This is a genomic window from Lactobacillus sp. 3B(2020) (genome assembly GCF_013487845.1).
Lineage (GTDB): Bacteria > Bacillota > Bacilli > Lactobacillales > Lactobacillaceae > Limosilactobacillus > Limosilactobacillus alvi.
In genome coordinates this window covers 1,309,200-1,329,050 of record NZ_CP047410.1, presented here as the reverse complement: position 1 = coordinate 1,329,050, position 19,851 = coordinate 1,309,200, and the positions used below count along the sequence as shown (strand labels likewise).

21 protein-coding genes are annotated in these 19,851 nt (G+C 41.8%); 20 read left to right on the top strand and 1 reads right to left on the bottom strand.

What is annotated here, in order from left to right; all coding sequences use genetic code 11:
* Nucleotides 1–106: 106 nt before the first annotated feature.
* From GTO83_RS06530 to recN, 13 genes are all read left to right on the top strand, one after another.
* Nucleotides 107–427, top strand: a complete 321-nt coding sequence (locus GTO83_RS06530; protein ID WP_180869839.1) for a hypothetical protein — start codon at nt 107–109, stop codon at nt 425–427.
* On the top strand, nt 424–672 hold the full coding sequence (locus GTO83_RS06525) for a hypothetical protein (protein WP_255463102.1): 249 nt from the start codon (nt 424–426) through the stop codon (nt 670–672). Before GTO83_RS06530 ends, GTO83_RS06525 begins: the two co-directional genes overlap by 4 nt.
* Nucleotides 659–2,170, top strand: a complete 1,512-nt coding sequence (locus tag GTO83_RS06520) for a LysM peptidoglycan-binding domain-containing protein (RefSeq protein ID WP_180869838.1) — start codon at nt 659–661, stop codon at nt 2,168–2,170. The genes GTO83_RS06525 and GTO83_RS06520 overlap by 14 nt, the downstream gene beginning before the upstream one ends.
* A gap of 327 nt (nt 2,171–2,497) precedes the next feature.
* Nucleotides 2,498–3,568, top strand: a complete 1,071-nt coding sequence (locus GTO83_RS06515; protein WP_180869837.1) for a Xaa-Pro peptidase family protein — start codon at nt 2,498–2,500, stop codon at nt 3,566–3,568.
* A 227-nt stretch (nt 3,569–3,795) separates the two neighbouring features.
* A complete protein-coding gene (locus GTO83_RS06510; protein WP_180869835.1) occupies nt 3,796–4,227 on the top strand; it encodes an Asp23/Gls24 family envelope stress response protein in 432 nt (143 codons plus the stop codon).
* Complete coding sequence (nusB, locus tag GTO83_RS06505) at nt 4,227–4,649, top strand: transcription antitermination factor NusB (protein ID WP_180869833.1); 423 nt, start codon at nt 4,227–4,229, stop codon at nt 4,647–4,649. Before GTO83_RS06510 ends, nusB begins: the two co-directional genes overlap by 1 nt.
* Before the next feature lie 186 nt (nt 4,650–4,835).
* Nucleotides 4,836–5,702 (top strand): bifunctional 5,10-methylenetetrahydrofolate dehydrogenase/5,10-methenyltetrahydrofolate cyclohydrolase, encoded by an 867-nt coding sequence (locus GTO83_RS06500; protein WP_180869831.1) that lies wholly within the window; start codon nt 4,836–4,838, stop codon nt 5,700–5,702.
* Nucleotides 5,689–7,056, top strand: coding sequence for an exodeoxyribonuclease VII large subunit (gene xseA, locus GTO83_RS06495; protein ID WP_180869829.1), 1,368 nt, complete (start codon nt 5,689–5,691; stop codon nt 7,054–7,056). The genes GTO83_RS06500 and xseA overlap by 14 nt, the downstream gene beginning before the upstream one ends.
* 1 nt (nt 7,057) lies before the next feature.
* The gene (locus GTO83_RS06490; RefSeq protein ID WP_180869827.1) at nt 7,058–7,357 is read left to right on the top strand and encodes an exodeoxyribonuclease VII small subunit; all 300 of its coding nucleotides are present in this window, start codon (nt 7,058–7,060) and stop codon (nt 7,355–7,357) included.
* 11 nt (nt 7,358–7,368) lie between these two features.
* Nucleotides 7,369–8,241, top strand: a complete 873-nt coding sequence (locus tag GTO83_RS06485; protein ID WP_255463101.1) for a polyprenyl synthetase family protein — start codon at nt 7,369–7,371, stop codon at nt 8,239–8,241.
* 5 nt (nt 8,242–8,246) lie between these two features.
* The gene (locus tag GTO83_RS06480) at nt 8,247–9,065 is read left to right on the top strand and encodes a TlyA family RNA methyltransferase (protein WP_180869826.1); all 819 of its coding nucleotides are present in this window, start codon (nt 8,247–8,249) and stop codon (nt 9,063–9,065) included.
* A 27-nt stretch (nt 9,066–9,092) separates the two neighbouring features.
* Nucleotides 9,093–9,569 (top strand): arginine repressor, encoded by a 477-nt coding sequence (locus GTO83_RS06475; protein ID WP_180869824.1) that lies wholly within the window; start codon nt 9,093–9,095, stop codon nt 9,567–9,569.
* On the top strand, nt 9,547–11,232 hold the full coding sequence (gene recN, locus GTO83_RS06470; protein ID WP_180869822.1) for a DNA repair protein RecN: 1,686 nt from the start codon (nt 9,547–9,549) through the stop codon (nt 11,230–11,232). Before GTO83_RS06475 ends, recN begins: the two co-directional genes overlap by 23 nt.
* Nucleotides 11,233–11,452: 220 nt before the next feature.
* Here the strand turns inward: recN and GTO83_RS06465 are convergent, their stop codons facing one another.
* Nucleotides 11,453–11,782: a hypothetical protein gene (locus tag GTO83_RS06465; protein WP_180869820.1), complete on the bottom strand. Its 330-nt coding sequence runs from the start codon at nt 11,780–11,782 to the stop codon at nt 11,453–11,455.
* A 334-nt stretch (nt 11,783–12,116) separates the two neighbouring features.
* On the opposite strand from GTO83_RS06465, the gene gmk reads away from it, so the two are divergent.
* The 7 genes from gmk (at nt 12,117) to GTO83_RS06430 (ending at nt 19,850) form a co-directional block, all read left to right on the top strand.
* A complete protein-coding gene (gene gmk / locus GTO83_RS06460; protein ID WP_180869818.1) occupies nt 12,117–12,737 on the top strand; it encodes a guanylate kinase in 621 nt (206 codons plus the stop codon).
* Complete coding sequence (rpoZ, locus tag GTO83_RS06455) at nt 12,734–12,994, top strand: DNA-directed RNA polymerase subunit omega (protein ID WP_180869816.1); 261 nt, start codon at nt 12,734–12,736, stop codon at nt 12,992–12,994. Before gmk ends, rpoZ begins: the two co-directional genes overlap by 4 nt.
* Before the next feature lie 149 nt (nt 12,995–13,143).
* Entirely contained in the window at nt 13,144–14,346 is a 1,203-nt protein-coding gene (gene coaBC, locus GTO83_RS06450) for a bifunctional phosphopantothenoylcysteine decarboxylase/phosphopantothenate--cysteine ligase CoaBC (RefSeq protein WP_180869814.1), read from the top strand.
* A 15-nt stretch (nt 14,347–14,361) separates the two neighbouring features.
* Complete coding sequence (gene priA / locus GTO83_RS06445) at nt 14,362–16,770, top strand: primosomal protein N' (RefSeq protein WP_255463100.1); 2,409 nt, start codon at nt 14,362–14,364, stop codon at nt 16,768–16,770.
* A gap of 24 nt (nt 16,771–16,794) precedes the next feature.
* Complete coding sequence (fmt, locus tag GTO83_RS06440) at nt 16,795–17,751, top strand: methionyl-tRNA formyltransferase (protein WP_180869812.1); 957 nt, start codon at nt 16,795–16,797, stop codon at nt 17,749–17,751.
* Nucleotides 17,738–19,087: a 16S rRNA (cytosine(967)-C(5))-methyltransferase RsmB gene (rsmB, locus tag GTO83_RS06435; protein WP_180869810.1), complete on the top strand. Its 1,350-nt coding sequence runs from the start codon at nt 17,738–17,740 to the stop codon at nt 19,085–19,087. Before fmt ends, rsmB begins: the two co-directional genes overlap by 14 nt.
* A gap of 19 nt (nt 19,088–19,106) precedes the next feature.
* Entirely contained in the window at nt 19,107–19,850 is a 744-nt protein-coding gene (locus GTO83_RS06430) for a Stp1/IreP family PP2C-type Ser/Thr phosphatase (RefSeq protein WP_180869808.1), read from the top strand.
* Nucleotide 19,851 lies beyond the last annotated feature (1 nt).

Sequence of the window (19,851 nt, the reverse complement as noted above, 5' to 3'; positions counted from 1 at the left end):
TGTAGTCGCCTAAGAAATACACAGTATATAAAAAGCCTCACTCAAAGGAGCGTGGCTTTTTTGTACATAATCTTTTGTGGTTGGCGGACGGAGAAAGGGGGAGATTATGATGGATCCACATCATTTTTTAGGGCTTAATTGGGGCGAGTGGGTATCGGTCACGACATTGCTAGGCTTGCTGGCAACGCTACTATATAGCCTGCTGAGCAAGACGGCGCGGGACTCAACCAAAGATGACTTTGCGCGTATTAACGATGTCATGCTAGGTGTCAAGACTACAATGGCCGAACTCAATGCCACAATCCGGCAATTGCGCGATGACATGGATGAGCGCAAAAAGACGGAAGACCGCATGCACAAGGCGATCGACGACCACGAAAAGCGCTTAGTACGCTTGGAAACACAAGAGGAGGAAGAACGACGATGACAAATGCCAAGAAGAAATTTTTGAACGCTGATGGGACCCTAAATAAGACGGTGATCGCGAGCTTTTGCACCCTATTGATCGTGCTGGTGCAGCAAATCATGATGGCGTGTGGCTTTAGCTACGGCCACTGGGACCAGGTAGCGGGTATCATCAACACGATTCTGGCGGTAGCTTCGGTTGCCGGCTTTGTCGAGGGCGATGGCTCAGTACAGGCACCAAAGGGGGAAGAAAATGAAACGAAATAAGCATAAGTTAGGGAAAAAGATTGCGGTTGCTACGGCGGCCGCTTTTTTGTTGGCTCCAGTTGCTTTGGGGCCAGTTGAGGCACAAGCGGCTAAAGGCGACTATGGGGTTGACTGGTCAATCTACCAAGGTGCCTATGGTAAGTGGGGCTACGATCACGATAAGTTTTCCATTAGTCAAATTGGTGGTACCAATACTGGCTGGGACCTGTACGATCAATGGACTTACGGGAGCCAGGTTAAATCTACCATTGCCATGGGCCGACGAGCGCATACGTACATTTGGTGGGAAAATGTAACCAATAACGCCCAAGCCGATCATGTACTTAATTACTTTTTACCCAAAATCCAGACGCCGAAGGGTAGTATTGTGGCCCTTGACGTTGAGCGGGGAGCTCAAAATACAGCCGTACTTGATCGCGCTTTGCAACGTATTAAGGCCGCGGGTTACACTCCCGTAATCTATGGGTACAAAGGGTACTTGACCAGTACCGTTGACCTGCATTACTTGGCCAAGAAATATGTACTGTACCTGGCCGAATACCCGTCAATGTCAGTAACGCCAACACCTAACTATAACTTCTTCCCGTCGTTCGAGAACATCGGGATTTTCCAATTTACGTCGACCTATGTAGCCGGTGGACTTGATGGTGATATTGACCTTACTGGCATCACGGATAATGGTTACAAGAACGGAAACCCAATGAAACCAGAAACTCACACGCCGGCGGTTGACGCTGGGAAGAAACTACACCAAGATACTCACAACTACACGGTCAAGGCCGGTGATAGTTGGTGGTCGATCGCTAATAAGTATGGTATGGATATGACGGCCTTAGCTACCCTTAACGGTAAGACTATCAGCACGGTTATCCATCCGGGCGATGTACTACGCGTTGCTGATAAGGGTCAAGGCTATGGTGGGATGAACTTCGGTGTTGATGCTAGTTTTGACTTTGACGGTGCCTTTACCACGGTGGTATCTGGCGGGACAGTACCAACTACGCCGACGTCAGCACCTGATAGTGGTCAATCAGTTTGGCGGAAGCCAACTGGCACTTACTTAGTTAAGGCTGGCGATACCTTATCCGGGATTGCTTCCCAATTTGGCACGACCTGGCAAAGTCTAGCCGCCATCAATGGATTGGGGAATCCAAACGTAATCTTCCCTGGTCAAGTGCTTAAGGTAACGGGTCAAGCTTCAACGCAAAATACTTACTACGTCCAAAATGGCGATACTTTATCGGGGATTGCAAGCAAGTTTGGCACGACTTATCAAGAGTTGGCTAAGATTAACGGGATTGCCAATCCAAATATCATCGGGGTTGGTCAAAAGATTATCTTGCCTTCTGGCGGTGGAGTTAATGCTTACACGGTCAAAAGCGGTGATACCTTATCCGGGATTGCTTCTCGATTTGGCACGACCTGGCAAGCCTTAGCAAGCAAAAATCACATTACAGATCCGAATATGATTTTCCCTGGCCAAACGATTCAAATTTAAATTAATAGTAATTTAAATATCAGCAATAAGGCGTATGATAAAATTAGTAGTCTTTGTGATACAATATTTTCCAAAACAAATAGACTTTAATTATTTGTCATCCTAAATATGTAAAACTCCCCACATTTTTCCCACGACATACCAAACTAAATACAGTTAATTAAACAAACAATAAAGCGGGAAAATAAGGAGAGTTCTAATAAAAACGTGATGTTAATAGAGTTTCAAAGCAAATTAAAGGAGATCAAACAAAAATGAATAATTTTGACCTGTACAAAGCCTTCATGGCCGTCCTGCAAACCGATGAAGAAATTGAGGGAAAATAGGATGACGCGAATTGAACGAATTCAAAAACGACTGCCTGACCTGTATATTGATGCTTTTTTGGTAACCAATCAAGAAAATCTTTTTTACCTAACCGGTTTTCCGCTAATCGAAGGTGACGGGGCACTTTTAATTACAACCAAGGCCGCGATTTTAATTACTGATGATCGGTATGCGGAAGCACTTCGCGAATTTGACAATCGAGAAGTTATTGGGATGATTACCCGTGATTACTATGGGACGGTTAACGAAATAATGCAAAAATCGGGCTTAACCGTCCTCGGCTTTGAAAGTAGTATTAGTTATGGTTTGTTTGATCAATTAGATGAGCTTATGGTTGCGGATATCGTACCGTTTACGAATTTAGTTGAGAATTATCGGGCTGAAAAGGAAAGTCTGGAAGTTGAGACTTTGCGGCACGCAGCTTCCTTGCATGATCAAGGGTTTGAATATGTTTTGGGAATGATCAAACCGGGAATGTCAGAGTTAGAAGTTGCTAACCATTTGGATTTTTGGATGAAAGAACATGGCGCAAGTGAAGCTTCTTTTCCAACTATTGTTGCCTCAGGAGCAAATGCAGCCAAGCCCCATGCCACAGCTTCAAAGAAGTTGATCGAAAAGGGCGATGTTGTGACGCTTGATTATGGATATTTTGTTGATGGTTATACTGCTGATATGACCCGAACCTTTGCCGTTGGTGAACCAGATTTTGAATTCAAAACGGTTTATAAGTTAGTTAACCAAGCCCGGCAAGCCGTGATTGAAAAGGCGCAAGCTGGAATTCATGGTGATCAGCTTGACTATGCTGGTCGCCATTTAATTGAGGAAGCTGGTTACGGTGATGAATTTCAACATGGAATGGGTCATGGGATTGGCTTAACGGTTCATGAATTACCTGCGAGTTATGGGCCAGCGGCAAAACAAGTGGTTTTGCAGCATAACCAAGTAATTACCGTTGAACCAGGGATTTATTTGCCAGGTTTGTTTGGCGTACGAATTGAAGATGACCTTTTAATTACGCATGGCGGTTGTGAGGTATTAACTAAAGCCTCAACGGACCTGATTACTGTGTAAGGCCTTCCTAATAAGGGAGGGGCTAGTTGATTTTTATGCTGAACTAGTCCACAATAGAATAGATCATAACAGTTAAGTTAGAAGACAATCATAGTTATTTTTTTAACTAGATAAGCCAAGGTAAACTAACGGTGATGATATTACTTTACCTTGGTTGTCACCTTTTTTGACATACTTTTAATTATTATTGATATAAAAATACACTTTAATAAACGGAGGAAAACGGGATGGCAGAAGATTCAACAATCATCTTAAACACTGCGGATCAAACACTGGGACAAATTCAAATTGCTCCCCGGGTTTTGGAATTCATTGCCGGGATTGCCGCTAGTCAAATTGACGGGGTTTCAAAGATGCATGGTTCGTTTGCAAATAACGTGGGCGAATTACTTGGTCGCTCCGATCATCGGCGGGGCGTAAAGTTAACAGTTAAGGGTGATACCTTAACGCTTGATGTTGCGGTTTACCTTAACTATGGTGTATCAGTACCAAAAGTTGCGGCCCAAATTCAAGAACGGATTAAACAACAAATTACTTCAATGACTGATTTGAAGGTTGAAGAAGTTAATGTTCATATCCAGGGAATTGTAACTGAAAAAGAAGTACAAACGGTTGACCCTGATAATTTATTTGACGAAGAAAGTAATGGTGAAGAGTAGTGAGGTTTAGTCGGCATAACATTCGGATAGCAGCTTTCAAAGCTTTATTTGCTTTAGAAACAAATCCAGAAGCAGATAAGCGGGATCTTTATGAAAATGAAGCCGTTTTACCGCTTAATGAAGGTGAAACGGTCCCAAGGTTTCTTGAAGAATTAGTGTCTGGGGTTATTGACCATCAAGCGGAACTTGATCAGCTAATTCAAAGCCATCTAGCAAGTGGTTGGACGCTGAATCGGATTACCCGGCCTAATTTGATTATTTTGCGATTAGCAACCTACGAATTGCGGTATAATTCCGAAGTTCCAACTGCGGTCGTAATTAATGAAGCCTTAGAATTAGCTAAGGAATTTAGTGATGAAACGTCACGAAAGTTTATTAATGGGGTACTTGGAAATCTAGAAAAAGAATTTCCTCGCAACTAAGGGTAAGTGAATGATTATAAGTATCGTGGATTAAGTTTTTGTACAATGATGGGTCTGAGCAAACCAGTTTTAATTAGGTCCGTTTTGACAAGTTTTTCTTCGATCAGGATAGCGTTCAAAGATTAATGAGGGTGAGGAGGATATTTTCTCCCCACCCTTATTTTTTAAGCGAAAGGGGTCAGAGTGATGGTAAAAATTATCGATGGGAAAGCACTAGCAGCGTTGGAAAATGAAAAAACGGCTCACCGAGTAGAAAAATTAAAGCAAAAAGGGATTGTACCCGGATTGGCAGTTATTTTGGCGGGTGAAGATCCAGCAAGTCTCGTATATGTCCGTAATAAGCAACGAAAAGCAGAAAAGCTGGGAATTTATTCAATCCAAAAAAATTTTCCGGCAACGGTTGCTCAAGCAACTTTATTGCAAACGATTGAGGCTCTTAATGATGATCCAAAAGTCCACGGTATTTTGGTCCAAGAGCCGTTACCAAAGCACCTAAATGGGCAAGCGTTAGTGGCGGCGATTGATCCACAAAAGGACGTGGATGGTTTTCATCCCTTAAATGTGGGAAAGCTGTATAATCATCTACCAGGAAATTACCCCGTTGCTTGCACGCCACGGGGGATTATTACGATGCTTGACAGTCTTAACTTTAACTATGTCGGTGCTAAAGTAGCAATTGTTGGTCGGAGTATTTTGGTTGGCCGGCCGATGCAGGCTCTGCTGATTAACCGAGATGCAACGGTAACTATGATTGGCCGACAAACGCCTGATCCAGCAGCGATTATCAAGGATGCTGATTTGGCAATTGTTGCGACTGGGAAAGCCAACTTCTTAACGGCTTCAATGGTTAAACCAGGGGCAGTAGTGATTGATGTTGGTATTAATCGTACTCCAGAAGGAAAGTTGGTTGGGGATGTTAATTTTGAACAGGTAAAGGCGGTTGCAAGTGCGATTACACCTGTGCCTGGTGGTGTTGGACCGATGACGATTGCAAGTTTAATGTCACAAACTGTTGATTTAGCAGAATGGAGCTTGGAAAATGCCAAAGGATAATCCGCTCACAATTGGTCAATTAACCCGTTATATTAGTCGAAAATTTGATGTCGACCCATACCTAAGCCAGCGAAACCTCTGGGTAGTTGGGGAGTTAACTGATTATCGGCCTTCAAGTCGACATCAATATTTTGCAATTAAGGATGATACGGAGGGTTTAGCGCCGAAAGATCAGTACAAAATTAAAGCAGTCATGTTTCAGAGCGCTTTTGCTAAAGTACCATTTAAGATGGAAAACGGAATGAAAATTCTTGTTCGGGGGCGGGTTGCGGTTTACCCTAACCGGGGAGAATATCAACTTTATGTTGAGCAATTGGAAGAAGTTGGTACCGGCTCACTCCAAGTCGCCTTTCAACAAATGTACAAAAAATTAAAAGCAGAAGGGTTATTTGACTTACCAAAAAAGCCAATCCCTCCATTTCCGCGACGAGTAGCAATTGTAACGAGTAATGATGCAGCAGTAAAGCATGATATGATCACCACTTTTCGACGACGAAATCCTTTAATTCAATTGATCTTTTATCCAACGAAAGTTCAGGGGGATGATGCGGCGCCGATGATTGCGAGTCAAATTAAGCGCGTCAATGCAAGCGATAACTTTGATACGCTGATTGTAGCCCGTGGTGGTGGCTCGCGGGGTGATCTATGGCCTTTTAATGAGGAGGTTGTGGGACGCGCAATCGCCGCTTCAAAGATTCCAGTAATTTCCTCAGTCGGCCATGAAACCGATACAACCATTGCAGATTTAGCAGCTGATGATCGTCAAGCAACGCCCACTGCTGCGGCAGTTAAGGCTTCAGCATGGGAGTTAGTTGAAGTTAGAGCGGAATTAAAACGTTCGCAACTAGAATTGATCAATGGGATCCAAGCTAAATTAAAATTAGCTAATCAGACCCTACGCCGTTTACAAGAAAGTTATCCACTATCACAGCCGCAACGATTAATTGAACGGCCGCTCCAACAGGTTGACGACCTTAAAATACGCTTAATCCAATTACAGGGCCAGCAAGTACAGGCTAAACGCGAGCAATTTCAGCAAGTTGATCATCGTCTGCAGCTCCTATCACCAGTCAATCGGGTCAAACGAAACCAGCTCCAACTCCAACATCTTGTTACGAACTTAAAACAAAGTAGTCAGCTTGTTCTTCAAAGTCAAAATCAATATTTTCGCAATTTAGTTGGCCGCTTAGATGCTCTAAGTCCACTGAAAGTGCTTGAACGAGGGTATAGTTATGCAACACGGGATAATCAAGTGATTTCAGCCCATCAATTGCAGCATGGTGATGAATTAAATTTACATTTTTATGATGGAAATGCGGAAGTTACAGTTGATAAGGTAAGAAAGGAAGATTAGAATGGCATCAGAGATAAAAAAGCAAAGTTTTGAGAGTCGGATTGCAGATTTAGAAGCGATTGTCAACCATCTTCAAGGGGGCCAATTAACCCTTGATGATTCGATTAAAGAATTTAAACAGGGGATGGAATTAGCGCAAACGTTGCAAAAAGAGCTTGATCAAGCTCAAGCAACTTTGGCGCAACTGGTTGATGAAAATGGTAACTTTCAACCAGCAGAAGAAGTAGGTGACGATCTGAGTAATAATGGGGTTCAAAATCAAGGATATCATTCTGAATTTACCAAAAACGAAGAAAATTAGGGGCAAATAACGTGCATAAAATTGCAAAATTAAGAACTAAAATTAATGAATACTTGGCAGGGGCGTTGGTTAGCGAATGTGATCAACCAACCTTGATGGCAGCGATGGATTATTCTTTGACTGCTGGTGGGAAACGCTTGCGACCCGCGCTCACCTTGGGCGTAAGTGAACTACTAGGGAGTGAAATAACCCCAGCTGTTCTTAAAGCTGCTTGTGCAGTTGAATTAATCCATACCTATTCCCTAATTCATGATGATTTACCAGCAATGGATAATGATGATCTCCGGCGAGGAAAGCCAACTAATCATAAGAAATTTGGTGCCGGAATGGCTACCTTAGCTGGGGATGGATTATTAACGTTAGCATTTTCATGGTTAAGCGAAAATGAATTACCGGAGTTGGTTCGATTACGATTAGTTCAGGCATTAGCTAAAGCTGCTGGTCCGGCGGGGATGGTAGCTGGTCAAGCTCGTGATATTGCGGGAGAGGGTCACCATCTGACCTTAGATCAGTTAAGAAAATTACATGCAGAAAAGACCGGTGCACTTTTAGCATACTCAGCTGTTGCCGGGGGAATAATTGCTGGGGCTTCTGAGGACATCATTGATATTTTACGGGCATTTGGCAAAGCATATGGGTTGGCCTTTCAAATTAAAGACGACTTACTGGACGTGACCGCAACGGAAGCTCAAGTTGGCAAAGAGGTTCATCGAGATGCAGAAGCTCATAAGAATACTTATCCAGGTCTCCTTGGAGTTGAGGGTGCGAAGCAAGCATTACAAGTTGCTTTAAATGATGCTAAAGCGGCACGTGATGCGCTAGCCACTCAATTGGCAGTAAATCCAGTGATCTTAGATGAATTTTTAGGTTATTTTGAGGACTAAATGGAATGGAAAAAGAACGAGTTGATATCTTACTAGTAAAACAAGGATTATTTGATTCTCGTGAGCAAGCAAAACGGGCAGTGATGGCTGGCGAAGTCCTCGGTCAGAATAACGAACGGTTGGATAAAGCTGGACAGAAGATTCCTGTTACTACGACGCTCCACTTAAAAGGTAAAAAGATGCCATATGTTAGTCGTGGCGGATTGAAGTTGGCGAAAGCATTAAAGGTCTTTGACCTTTCAGTTCAAGGTCTAGTAGTTTTAGATATTGGTTCCTCGACGGGAGGCTTTACGGATGTAATGCTTCAAAATGGGGCTAAACTTAGCTATGCACTTGATGTGGGGACTAATCAACTGGTATGGCAACTACGTGACGATCCGCGCGTTGAAGTGATGGAACAAACTAACTTTCGTTACTCAAAGCTTACCGATTTTCATCGTGGACAACCAGAATTTGCATCGATTGATGTTTCCTTCATTTCACTTGGCTTGATTTTGCCGCCACTTGCTAAGATTTTAAAGCCAAAGAGTAATGTTGTTGCTTTGATAAAACCACAATTTGAAGCTGGTAGAGAAAAGGTTGGAAAACACGGTATTATTAAAGATCCGGTTGTTCACCAAGAAGTTATCGCACATGTCTTTGATTTAGCAGTGAATGATGGTTTTGCGGTTCGGCAACTTTCGTTTTCGCCAATTAAGGGTGGTCAAGGAAATATTGAATTTTTAGCTCAATTGCAATTAATCGGTGATCAAGCAAAGGTTGACCCCGAAATTGACATTAAGGATGTTGTTGTAGCGGCCCACGCGGAGTTGAACGCAAAATAGTTTAAAATTTTGTTGGAGGATTTGATCATGAAAAAGATGAATCGCCAAAATGAAATTAAGCAATTAATTGAACGACGAGCGGTTGAGCGTCAAGAAGATTTGGTTACCCTATTGGCGGAAGTGGGGTATAACGTCACTCAAGCAACTGTTTCACGGGATATTAAAGAGCTTAAATTAATTAAAGTGCCAACCCCTGATGGCGGATATCGGTATAGTTTGCCAACCAGAAAGGCGGAAAACGAGGACAGTCAATTCCGCCAATCGATTCAAAACTATCTTCAAATTTTAAAGCAATCCGAACGATTCGTTTCGTTGACGATGCATCCTGGGCATGGGCCAGCGGTTGCAATGTTGACTAATCGGTTAGACTTTCCCGAAGTTTTCACCGCGATTGGTGATGATGCAACGGTTCTGGTGGTTTGTAAATCTGACGAAGCGGCAAAGCAGTTTGTAGGCCGCTTAGAAAAAATGAGGTTGAAAAATGTTACAAGAGTTGACGATTGATAATTTAGCGATTATTAATCACCTTAATCTTACTTTTGATGATCAGATGACGGTTTTAACCGGGGAAACAGGTGCCGGGAAGTCAATTATTATCGATGCCGTTGGCCTGCTTGCTGGCAGTCGGGGATCAACGGATTTTATCCGGCAAGGTGCTGGCAAATTAACTTTACAAGGGCAATTTACGGTTCCTAAAAATGAAGATTATTTGGCCCTCCTTGACGAATATGGGATTGACCATGAAGATGGGGTATTGATTATTTCTCGGGAAATTCACCAAAATGGACGGAATATTATCCGGGTTAATGGGACTTTGATTAACACTACTACGTTGCGAAAATTAGGGGCTGGGTTAGTTGATATTCAAGGTCAAAATGAGCATCAGTTACTCTTGCAACCGGAACATCATTTAGGGATGTTGGATCAATTTGCCGGAGCGCCAATTCAACCAATCCTTAAAAAATATCAAGCAACTTTTCATGAATACCAACAATTATCATCCGCAATTGAGAAGAAAAAAGAAAACGAACAGCAGTGGGCTCAACGGCTAGACATGCTTCGTTATCAAGTTGACGAAATTGAGGGAGCAAATCTTAAACCAGATGAAGAAGAACAATTAGAAACTGAACGTGATCGCCTAGAACATTTTCAACAAATTAATAATGCCCTTAATATGGTAGTTGCAAGCTTGAATGGTGAAGAAGGTGCACCAGTTCTGGATCAAGTAGCAGAAATGAAAACTTCCGTTGAGGATATTAGCGACTTCGATCCCGCTTTTAAAGATTTAGCTAAGGGGTTAGGGGATGCTTACTATTCACTTCAAGATGCTGCCGAATCAGCGAGTCGAGTGCTAGATAGTTTGGAGTTTGATCCCGCCCGATTAGATCAAATTGAAAATCGGTTAACGTTGATTGGTGATCTCGAACACAAATATGGTGATCGACTTCCGGATGTGTTAGCCTATTATGATCAAATCAAAAAAGAACTTGAAGAAATGGAACAAGTGGCGAATGATGATAGTGACCAAGAAGAAAGGTTAGCTGAAACAGTAACCGAATTAAAACAATTAGGTAAACAACTAACCGAGCTCCGGAAACAAGCTGCCCAAAAATTGGAAAATCAAGTCCACCAACAGTTACGTGAATTATATATGGAAAGAGCGGTTTTTGCTGTGCACTTTGTCGAATCAGCAGGCGATCGTTTCCGCGCTGATGGCCTTGATGAAGTTGAGTTTTACATGCAAACTAATCCTGGCGAACGGATGGGGGCGCTCGCTAAGATTGCGTCAGGTGGGGAACTATCCCGGGTCATGTTAGCCCTTAAGACTATTTTTGCCAAAAACGAAGGAGTTACTAGTATTATTTTTGACGAAGTAGATACGGGAGTTAGTGGGCGAGTAGCTCAAGCAATTGCTGATAAGATTAAAGTGATTGCCCAAAGTTCACAAGTACTTTGTATAAGTCACTTACCACAAGTTGCTGCTGTTGCTCAGCATCATTTTCTAATCCAGAAACAAGTTAAAAATAACCGGACAACGACTTCGGTGACTCCTTTAGATGAAAGCAAACGGATTAATGAAATTGCTCGGATGCTTGCAGGAGAAAAAATTACTAAGTTAACTCGTGAGCATGCCAAAGAATTATTAAGCATGGAGCAAGCAAATTAAAAGAAATTCTTGGCCGTAGTTGCTGAGTAATATTCGGAGATGAAAGAGGGGCTGAGAAGAAACGTGTGTTTCTTCTCGGCCCCTCTTGTCATCACAATGAGTACATAGGAATGTTTAACTAAAATTTCAATATGTCGCTGATAATTTTAGACCCGGCTGGTTTATAAATAACAGATTAAGTATCAACTAAATGATTTACCCGCTCCGTTTTTTAGTATGATTAACCCGCAATATAACGTAGTTGATTAATGGTGAAGAAATAGGTTTTATTTTTCTTTGAGAGTAGGTATCGTTGGCCATCTAATTTTCGGATTATACCGCGTACGTTTACTGGTTGTCCGCCGTCAGTAGCTGGCATTAATTGTAAGAAGACCTCGCGTTGGCTTGCAATGGCTTTTTTTAAGAATAGTTTTCTTTGGAAAAGTGGTTCAATTGGTAGAAGGGTAACTGGAGGTTTGTCTTCGAAAAAAGGTTCTGAGAAAATCGGCTTAAGATGAGAAATCATATTTGCTGTTCTTTCATGTAAAAATGAACGATTGATATTTTGCATTTTGAACGTCCTCCGAACTTTTGTTTGTAAATAAATTATACGAACAAACGGTTGAAAATTCAAGTTTAAATTTATTTAAGTTCGCGATAATCAAGAAAGAGCGAAACTAGCGGGAAATATCTAGTTAAATAAGTACTGGAAGTTTTAAATTTTAGATAAAAAACCCCTAAAACGATCAAGCTTTCTGTTCTTAGGTTTGATCGGGAATGAAACTAGTTAATAATGGGTGGTGTAAATAATTGGCTCACACTTTTATGGAACGAAAGCCTTGAATTACGACGGTAAGTATTGCAAAATAAAGGGTAATACGTTCATGGTTAGGAGTTAATGATTAATGACAAAGCGCGGAATGCTGATAGTTTTATCCGGCCCCTCCGGTGTTGGTAAAGGGACTGTTCGGAAGGCAATTTTTGATCAACCAGGAAATGATTTCCAATATTCGATTTCAATGACGACTCGCCAACCTCGTCCAGGTGAAAAAAATGGGGTTGATTATTTCTTCGTTTCAAAGGAAGAATTTAAAAAAAATATCCAGTCTGGACAGATGTTGGAATATGCCAAGTACGTTGACAATTATTATGGGACACCGTTAAAATACATTGATGAGACCTTAGATTCTGGAAAAGATGTTTTTCTTGAAATTGAAGTAAATGGGGCCATGCAAGTTCGTTCAAAACGGCCAGATGGGGTTTTCATTTTCTTAACGCCACCCGATTTAATGGAATTAAAGCAACGTTTAATTCACCGGGGAACTGATAGTATGGAAGTTATTAACAAACGCATCCATAAAGCTTTTTCTGAAATTGAAATGATGCAAAACTATGACTATGCGGTTGTGAATGATGAAGTTCCCAATGCAGTTGAGAAAATTAAGGAAATTATCCGGAGTGAACGTTTGCGGGTTCCACGGGTAATGCCAGATTACTTAGAAATGTTAGGAGATGCAAAACAATGATTTTATACCCTTCAGTTGATGAATTATTAAAGCAGGTTGATTCGCGGTATTCATTGATCATGCTTGCAAGTAAGCGGGCACATGAAATTGATAAATATCGTCTTGATAAGGATCGCGCGCAAGACTCTGATAAGCCAGTTGACTTGGAAATGGATAAGCCATTGCTACTTAACCACTATAACTCAACTAAGTCTGTCGGGATGGCGCTTGAAGAAATTGAAGCTGGGATGGTTTCAATTGACGATTCCGAGGATTAGAACCTGTTTGTTAGGTTTAACCACAATTAAATAATAAAGCGCTAGCGAATTTTGGATCGAAAAGAGTATTAAAGCTCCAAATAGCTTATACAAAGTAATTCATCCAGCCGTTAGCGCTTTTTGTGTAGTTATTACAAAGGGGGATCAAAATGGCACGAATCGCCGTTTACGTAAGTGGAAGCGTAGCAACTTTTAAAGCTGTTAGTTTAGTCCGGATACTTCAAAAGCAAGGTCATGAAATTCGCGTTGGGATGACACCAGCTAGTAGGCATTTTGTTACCCCAAATACTTTTTATGCTTTAACTCACCAGCCAGTTTTAACCGATTTATGGCAAACTAATCAAAGCCCAGTTCCTCATATTGAATTAGCGGACTGGACCGAATTAGCATTAGTTGTTCCGGCGAGCGCTGATCTCATTGCTAAAATAGCAAATGGACTAGCTGATGATGCTGTTTCTAGTTGTTTGTTAGCAACAAAGGCACCCGTAATGCTTGCCCCCGCAATGAACAGTCAAATGTGGCTTAATCCCGCTACCCAGCGAAACTTAAAGCAACTTGTTTTGGATCAGCGGATTATTCTAACTCCAGAAACGGGGATGCTGGCGGAAGGTTACGTTGGGAAAGGGCGCATGATGGAGCCAGAAGAAATTGCTGGGCGGGTTGATAAATGGTTTACCAATCAAAATCGTTTAGCAGGAAAGACAATTTTAGTTACGGCAGGTGGTACGCGCGAAGCAATTGATCCCGTCCGCTTCATTGGTAATCGTTCTTCTGGAAAAATGGGTTTGGCAGTTGTTCAGGCCGCTCTTGCAGCTGGCGCGAAAGTGATTGCAGTGATTGGCCAAGTTCAAGTTGAATTTCCTAATCACCCGAATTTAATGGTCAAAAAGGTTACCACAACCGCCGAAATGTTAGCAACAACAGCAGCTTCGTTTGAAAAAGCGGATGCTTTAGTGATGGCAGCAGCAGTTGCTGATTTCCGACCAGCAGTGGTTGCTGATCAGAAAATAAAAAAACAAACCAGCCAAGACGAGTTAACGATATCCTTGGTTAAAAATCCTGATATTTTAGCAACTTTGGGAGCAAAAAAGAATCATCAAATCGTGATGGGCTTTGCGGCTGAAACTAATGATTTACTTCAAAATGCTCAAGTCAAATTAGCTAAAAAACATGCCGACTATATTGTTGCTAATGATGTTAGTCAAGTTGGGAGTGGCTTTGGGGTTGCAACTGACCAAGTCACAATTTTGCAACCAAATCGGGTACCAGAAAAATGGCCACTATTAAGTAAGCAAGAAGTTGGGGAACGATTAATTAATATCCTAGCTAAGCGTTGGCAGCAAAGTAAATGATAGGAGGGTTCTTGGTTGCAAGTTGTTCAAGTAATTGTTGATGTCCCAACGATGCAAACAAACCGGCCGTATACTTATCGGGTTCCTGAAAGTTTAACCAACCAAGTAATGGTGGGGATGCGGGTAATTGTCCCCTTTGGTCGTGGTAAACGAGAGGTCCAAGGTTTTGTTGTTGATACCAACCCAGAGCAACCATTTGATGGCGATTTGAAGGATATTATTGCGCTGATGGATTTAGAGCCAGTTTTAAATCCAGAGATGATTGCTTTGAGTCGTTGGCTAGCGAAGACAACTTATTCATTTTGGATAAGTTGTCTTTATGCGATACTCCCAAATTTATTAAAGGCTAAGACCCACCGTCTTGTTCGCTTAACTGATGATGTTACTGAAGCTGAACAATTAAATTTATTTGATGGCCAAGATTCCTTAGACCTAGCTGATGTTCAAAATGATCCTGATATTATGCACGAGCTTGTAAAACTACGACGGGCAGGCAAAATTAGGATTGAATACCAAGTTGAAAACCGTGCTAGGGCAAAAATGGTAGTTGCAATTCAGCCAAGCTTACAGTTTGAAGATTATGAAGAGCTATTGGCAACAGTACCTAAAAACGCTAAAGCGCAAAAACGGCTTTTAGTCTATCTCCAACAGCAAACGGAGCAAACGATACCGTTGAAGTTAGCGCAGCAACAAACAGGGCTCTCCCCGGCAACTTTTACTCTTGGTGAAAAACGCGGTTGGTTAAAAAAAGTTAAGCTCGAGCAGTACCGAACTCCAATGACAAAAAGTTTAGCGCGAGATCAGCAGGTGACTTTAAATACCGACCAACAAGTTGCAGTAGATGCCCTTAACCAAGCAATTAAAACTGACCAATCACCAGTTTTTCTCTTAAAGGGAGTCACGGGAAGTGGTAAAACCGAAGTTTATCTAAGAGCAATCGAAACGGCGCTAGCAAGCCATCAAACAGCGTTGATGTTGGTACCCGAAATTTCTTTGACTCCGCAAATGGTTGGTCGCGTTCGTGCGCGGTTTGGTAAAAATGTCGCCATCTTACATTCAGCACTCTCAAACGGGGAAAGGTATGATGAATGGCGTCGGATTCAGATGGGACTAGTTGATGTCGTCGTTGGTACCCGTTCGGCAATTTTTGCTCCACTTAAGAAAATTGGCCTCATTATCTTAGATGAAGAGCATGAGGTAAGCTACAAACAAGAAGATGCCCCACGTTATCAAGCTCGAGAAGTTGCTAAATGGCGTGCCAAATATCATCATGCAACGGTTTTACTAGGTTCGGCCACTCCAAGTCTTGAAAGTTATGCTCGAGCAAAAACCGGTAATTATCATCTCTTGACCTTACCGCACCGGGTAAATCAGCAACCGTTACCCCCAATTCAAATTGTAGATATGCGTCAAGAACCCCGGCAGGGGGGCGAAAGTAATTTTTCCCAAATTTTATTGGCACGGTTAAATGATCGGCTCCAAAAAGGTGAACAAAGCATTTTACTATTGAATCGACGTGGCTTTTCATCTTTCATGATGTGCCGAGATTGTGGATTTGTTTTGAAGTGCCCCAATTGCGATATTTCGTTAACTTTACACTTGAGTTCGCATAGTATGAAGTGTCATTATTGCGGGCATGAAGAAGCTATTCCGCGCTTTTGCCCAAACTGCCATAGCCAAGAAATTCGTTATTACGGTACAGGAACTGAAAAGGTCCAAGCAGAGTTAAATAAGTTACTTCCAGCGGCTCGAATTATCCGAATGGACGTAGATACCACTCGCCGGAAAGGTATGCACGAAAAATTACTGCAGCAATTTGGTAACCATCAAGCTGATATTTTGTTAGGGACGCAAATGATTGCCAAGGGGCTAGATTTTCCTCAAGTAACTCTGGTGGGAGTTCTTAATGCCGATACTGGCCTTGATTTGCCAGACTTTCGCGCAAGTGAACGAACCTTCGATCTATTATCCCAGGTTAGTGGTCGAGCTGGGCGAGCAGATAAAAATGGTGAGGTAATTATCCAGACCTATAATCCGGATAATTATGTCCTTCAATTAGCGCAGAAAAATGACTATGATGCTTTTTTTGCAACCGAAATGCGAATTCGTCAACAAGCACAGTACCCACCTTACTTCTACACGGTTCGGTTAATGGCAAGTGATCCTCAAGAAGTTGTAGCTGCTAAGTTAATCCAAGCAGTTAGTGAACGTTTAAAAACAAGCCAATTAGCAACGGATACGGTAATGTTAGGGCCAACTCCACGTCCAATTGCCCGGATCCAAAATCGGTATTATTATCAGATTGTACTTAAATATCGTCATGATCCGACTTTGATTACGACATTAACGCAATTGGCCCATGAAACTCAAGCAAAGGGAAATTTACGTTTCATGATCGATCCAGATCCCCAATACTTTATGTGAATTATTTTGAAAGGAATGAAAATCTTGACATCAGTTATTTTTATGGGAACGCCCCAGTTTGCGGTTCCAATTCTTCAAGCTTTATTAGATGATGATCGTTATTCTGTTAAGGCAGTGTTGACGCAACCCGACCGACGGGTTGGACGGAAACATAAATTGACAGCTTCACCAGTTAAACAATTAGCAAGTCAAGCGGGAATTCAAATTTTTCAACCAGAAAAGTTGATAAAAAGTGAAGAACTAGAAGCGTTGATTAATCTTCATGCAGACCTAATTATTACAGCTGCTTATGGTCAATTTTTACCATCCCGTTTGCTAGAATCGGCCAAAATTGCAGCAATTAATGTGCATGGGTCATTGTTACCAAAATACCGTGGCGGGGCCCCAATTCAATATGCGGTGATGAATGGTGATGCTGAAACTGGGGTTTCAATCATGTACATGGTTAAGAAAATGGATGCTGGAGATGTGATTGCGCAACGGGCAATTCCAATTGAAGCAACTGACGATGCTGGTACGATGTTTGAAAAGTTAAGTTTACTTGGGCGGAATTTACTAATGGAAATTTTACCAGACTTAATTGCTGGAAAAATTAAAGCCGTTCCACAAGCCGAAGACCAAGTTGTATTTTCTCCAAACATCACAACTGAGCAAGAGTGGATTGACTATACTTTACCTGCTCGTTTAATTGACGCTAAGGTTCGGGGCTTACGGCCCAAACCACTTGGTAAAATGATGATTGATGGGGTGGCAACAAAATTAATTGATGTAACTCCGCTCGCTGAACAAACTCAACAAGCACCAGGGACCATTGTGCGGGTTGAAAAGCATGCTTTAGTAATCGCAGCTGGTAATGGAACAACTTATCGAATTAATCAGTTAAAGCCAGCAGGAAAGCCGGCGATGGAAATTACGGCATATTTGAATGGTCACCAAGGACTTGAGGTTGGGAGACAAATCATTACTAATGGCAAACATTAAACAATCACCACGGAATTTAGCAGTTACGGTTTTAGAGCGGGTTATTAATAAACAAGCATATTCAAACCTTGAGTTGAATCAGATTATTCAACAGGCGAATTTAAGTGTTGCCGATAAGCATTTGTTAACTAATCTGGTATACGGAACTTTACAACACCGCTTAACCCTTGAAAATTGGCTAAAACCATTTGTTAAACGGGAACCAATTCCATGGGTAAGGGAATTATTATTAATCACCCTCTACCAATATCATTATTTAAAACGGGTTCCTGATTTTGCGGCGACAAATGAGGCAATTGAAATTACAAAGTTTCGTGGCCATGGTAACCAAGGATTACGAAAGTTTGTAACGGGAGTGTTACATGCTGTTTTACGAAGTGACTGGCCAGATCTGACAACAATTAAGGATCCAATTGAACAATTGAGTCTGACCGCTAGCTTGCCACTTTGGTTAACAAAAAAATTAGTTGATGAAAATGGCCTTTTAGAAGCGCAAAAAATTGGAAAGGCAATTAATGATCCTGCCCGCTTAAGTGTTCGCGCCAATCGGCAAAAAGGAACGGTTGGGCAAATTACTGACCAATTAGCGATGGAAGGAATAACAACAATTCCCAGTCAAGTGGCTGCGGATGGCTTAATTGTGACTAAAGGGGATCTCCTCGGGAGCCAAGCTTTTCGTTCTGGCTTGGTAACGGTTCAAGATGAGAGCGCGATGTTAGCAGTTGAAGCAATGGCAACGGCAATTGATTTAAAAACTACTAATTTGGTTTTGGATGCCTGTAGTGCTCCAGGAGGAAAAACCGGTCAGTTAGCTGCACAAGTTGAAAACGGTAAAGTGATTGCTTTAGATATTCACCAACATAAGGTCAAACTAATCAAGAAGAATATGGCAAGACTGGGTCTAAGTGATCGCGTAGTTGCAAAGCAAAATGATGCCAGGGATTTAACTTTTTTGGCTGATCAAACGTTAGATGCAGCCTTGGTTGATGCGCCATGTAGTGGGATGGGCCTGTTGCGGCGGAAACCCGAAATTCGCTATCAAAAACAATTTAGTGATAGTCAGCAACTGCATAAAATTCAAACAACAATTTTAGATGCAGTGGCCCCAAAAATAAAAAAGGGCGGTATAATAATTTATAGCACGTGCACAATTCTCCATGAAGAGAATGATGAAACGGTCGTTGCTTTTTTGACAACGCACCCTAATTTTGCCTTAGAAAAGACGCAAACGGCACGGGCTTTAAAAACTGACCGAGCAACGAAGACACTGACGATCCTCCCTAGCGACTATGGTTCGGATGGGTTCTTCATTGCAACCCTCAGGCGGAAAAACTAGAAGGGAAATTTAAAGTCACATGAAAGTTGATTACTTATCTGATATCGGCCGTCAACGGTCGCAAAACCAAGACCGTGTAGCGCTACTCAAAAATGGTAAGCGTCAATTGGCGGTTATTGCTGATGGAATTGGCGGTAATCGTGGTGGTGATGTCGCTGCAGAATTAACTGTTCAGTTGCTTGGTCAAAATTTTAGCAAGAGTGCACCAAAAACGGTTAAACATGCTAAAAAATGGTTACAAGATCAAGTTACCCTTGCTAATCAATTATTAATAAAAAAATCACATGAAAAAATTAATTACCAGGGAATGGGGACAACGATGGTAGCAGCAATTTTCCTTGGCAATGGAATTGTTGTCGTTGCAAACATTGGTGATAGCCGGGGTTATATTCTCCATGATCATGAATTAACCCAAATCACTAATGATCATTCCTTGGTAAATGAATTGGTTAAGAATGGTGATATTACCGAACAACAGGCGCGTCGGTCACCTCAAAAGAATATTATTACCCGGGCAATTGGAATTTCAGCAGATGCAGAAATTGACGTTAACGCCTTTACCTTAGAGCTCGGTGATCAATTATTACTATGTTCAGATGGTTTATCCAAAATGGTTGAACACCAAAAATTAACGGCCATTTTGTTGAATAAGGATGCGACCGTCACTGAGAAATGTCAGACGTTAGTTGAACAAGCCAACCAAGCCGGTGGCCTTGATAATATCACTGTCTTAGTCAGCGAATTTGACCAAGAAAGGGATTAAT

What these genes read in the sequence shown, in the direction of transcription:
- GTO83_RS06530 (WP_180869839.1), top strand. Translation starts at nt 107, where the DNA reads ATGATGGATCCACATCATTTTTTAGGGCTTAATTGGGGCGAGTGGGTA.
- GTO83_RS06525 (WP_255463102.1), top strand. Translation starts at nt 424, where the DNA reads ATGACAAATGCCAAGAAGAAATTTTTGAACGCTGATGGGACCCTAAAT.
- GTO83_RS06520 (WP_180869838.1), top strand. Translation starts at nt 659, where the DNA reads ATGAAACGAAATAAGCATAAGTTAGGGAAAAAGATTGCGGTTGCTACG.
- GTO83_RS06515 (WP_180869837.1), top strand. Translation starts at nt 2,498, where the DNA reads ATGACGCGAATTGAACGAATTCAAAAACGACTGCCTGACCTGTATATT.
- GTO83_RS06510 (WP_180869835.1), top strand. Translation starts at nt 3,796, where the DNA reads ATGGCAGAAGATTCAACAATCATCTTAAACACTGCGGATCAAACACTG.
- GTO83_RS06500 (WP_180869831.1), top strand. Translation starts at nt 4,836, where the DNA reads ATGGTAAAAATTATCGATGGGAAAGCACTAGCAGCGTTGGAAAATGAA.
- xseA (WP_180869829.1), top strand. Translation starts at nt 5,689, where the DNA reads ATGCCAAAGGATAATCCGCTCACAATTGGTCAATTAACCCGTTATATT.
- GTO83_RS06490 (WP_180869827.1), top strand. Translation starts at nt 7,058, where the DNA reads ATGGCATCAGAGATAAAAAAGCAAAGTTTTGAGAGTCGGATTGCAGAT.
- GTO83_RS06480 (WP_180869826.1), top strand. Translation starts at nt 8,247, where the DNA reads ATGGAAAAAGAACGAGTTGATATCTTACTAGTAAAACAAGGATTATTT.
- GTO83_RS06475 (WP_180869824.1), top strand. Translation starts at nt 9,093, where the DNA reads ATGAAAAAGATGAATCGCCAAAATGAAATTAAGCAATTAATTGAACGA.
- recN (WP_180869822.1), top strand. Translation starts at nt 9,547, where the DNA reads ATGTTACAAGAGTTGACGATTGATAATTTAGCGATTATTAATCACCTT.
- GTO83_RS06465 (WP_180869820.1), bottom strand. Translation starts at nt 11,782, where the DNA reads ATGCAAAATATCAATCGTTCATTTTTACATGAAAGAACAGCAAATATG.
- gmk (WP_180869818.1), top strand. Translation starts at nt 12,117, where the DNA reads ATGACAAAGCGCGGAATGCTGATAGTTTTATCCGGCCCCTCCGGTGTT.
- rpoZ (WP_180869816.1), top strand. Translation starts at nt 12,734, where the DNA reads ATGATTTTATACCCTTCAGTTGATGAATTATTAAAGCAGGTTGATTCG.
- coaBC (WP_180869814.1), top strand. Translation starts at nt 13,144, where the DNA reads ATGGCACGAATCGCCGTTTACGTAAGTGGAAGCGTAGCAACTTTTAAA.
- rsmB (WP_180869810.1), top strand. Translation starts at nt 17,738, where the DNA reads ATGGCAAACATTAAACAATCACCACGGAATTTAGCAGTTACGGTTTTA.
- GTO83_RS06430 (WP_180869808.1), top strand. Translation starts at nt 19,107, where the DNA reads ATGAAAGTTGATTACTTATCTGATATCGGCCGTCAACGGTCGCAAAAC.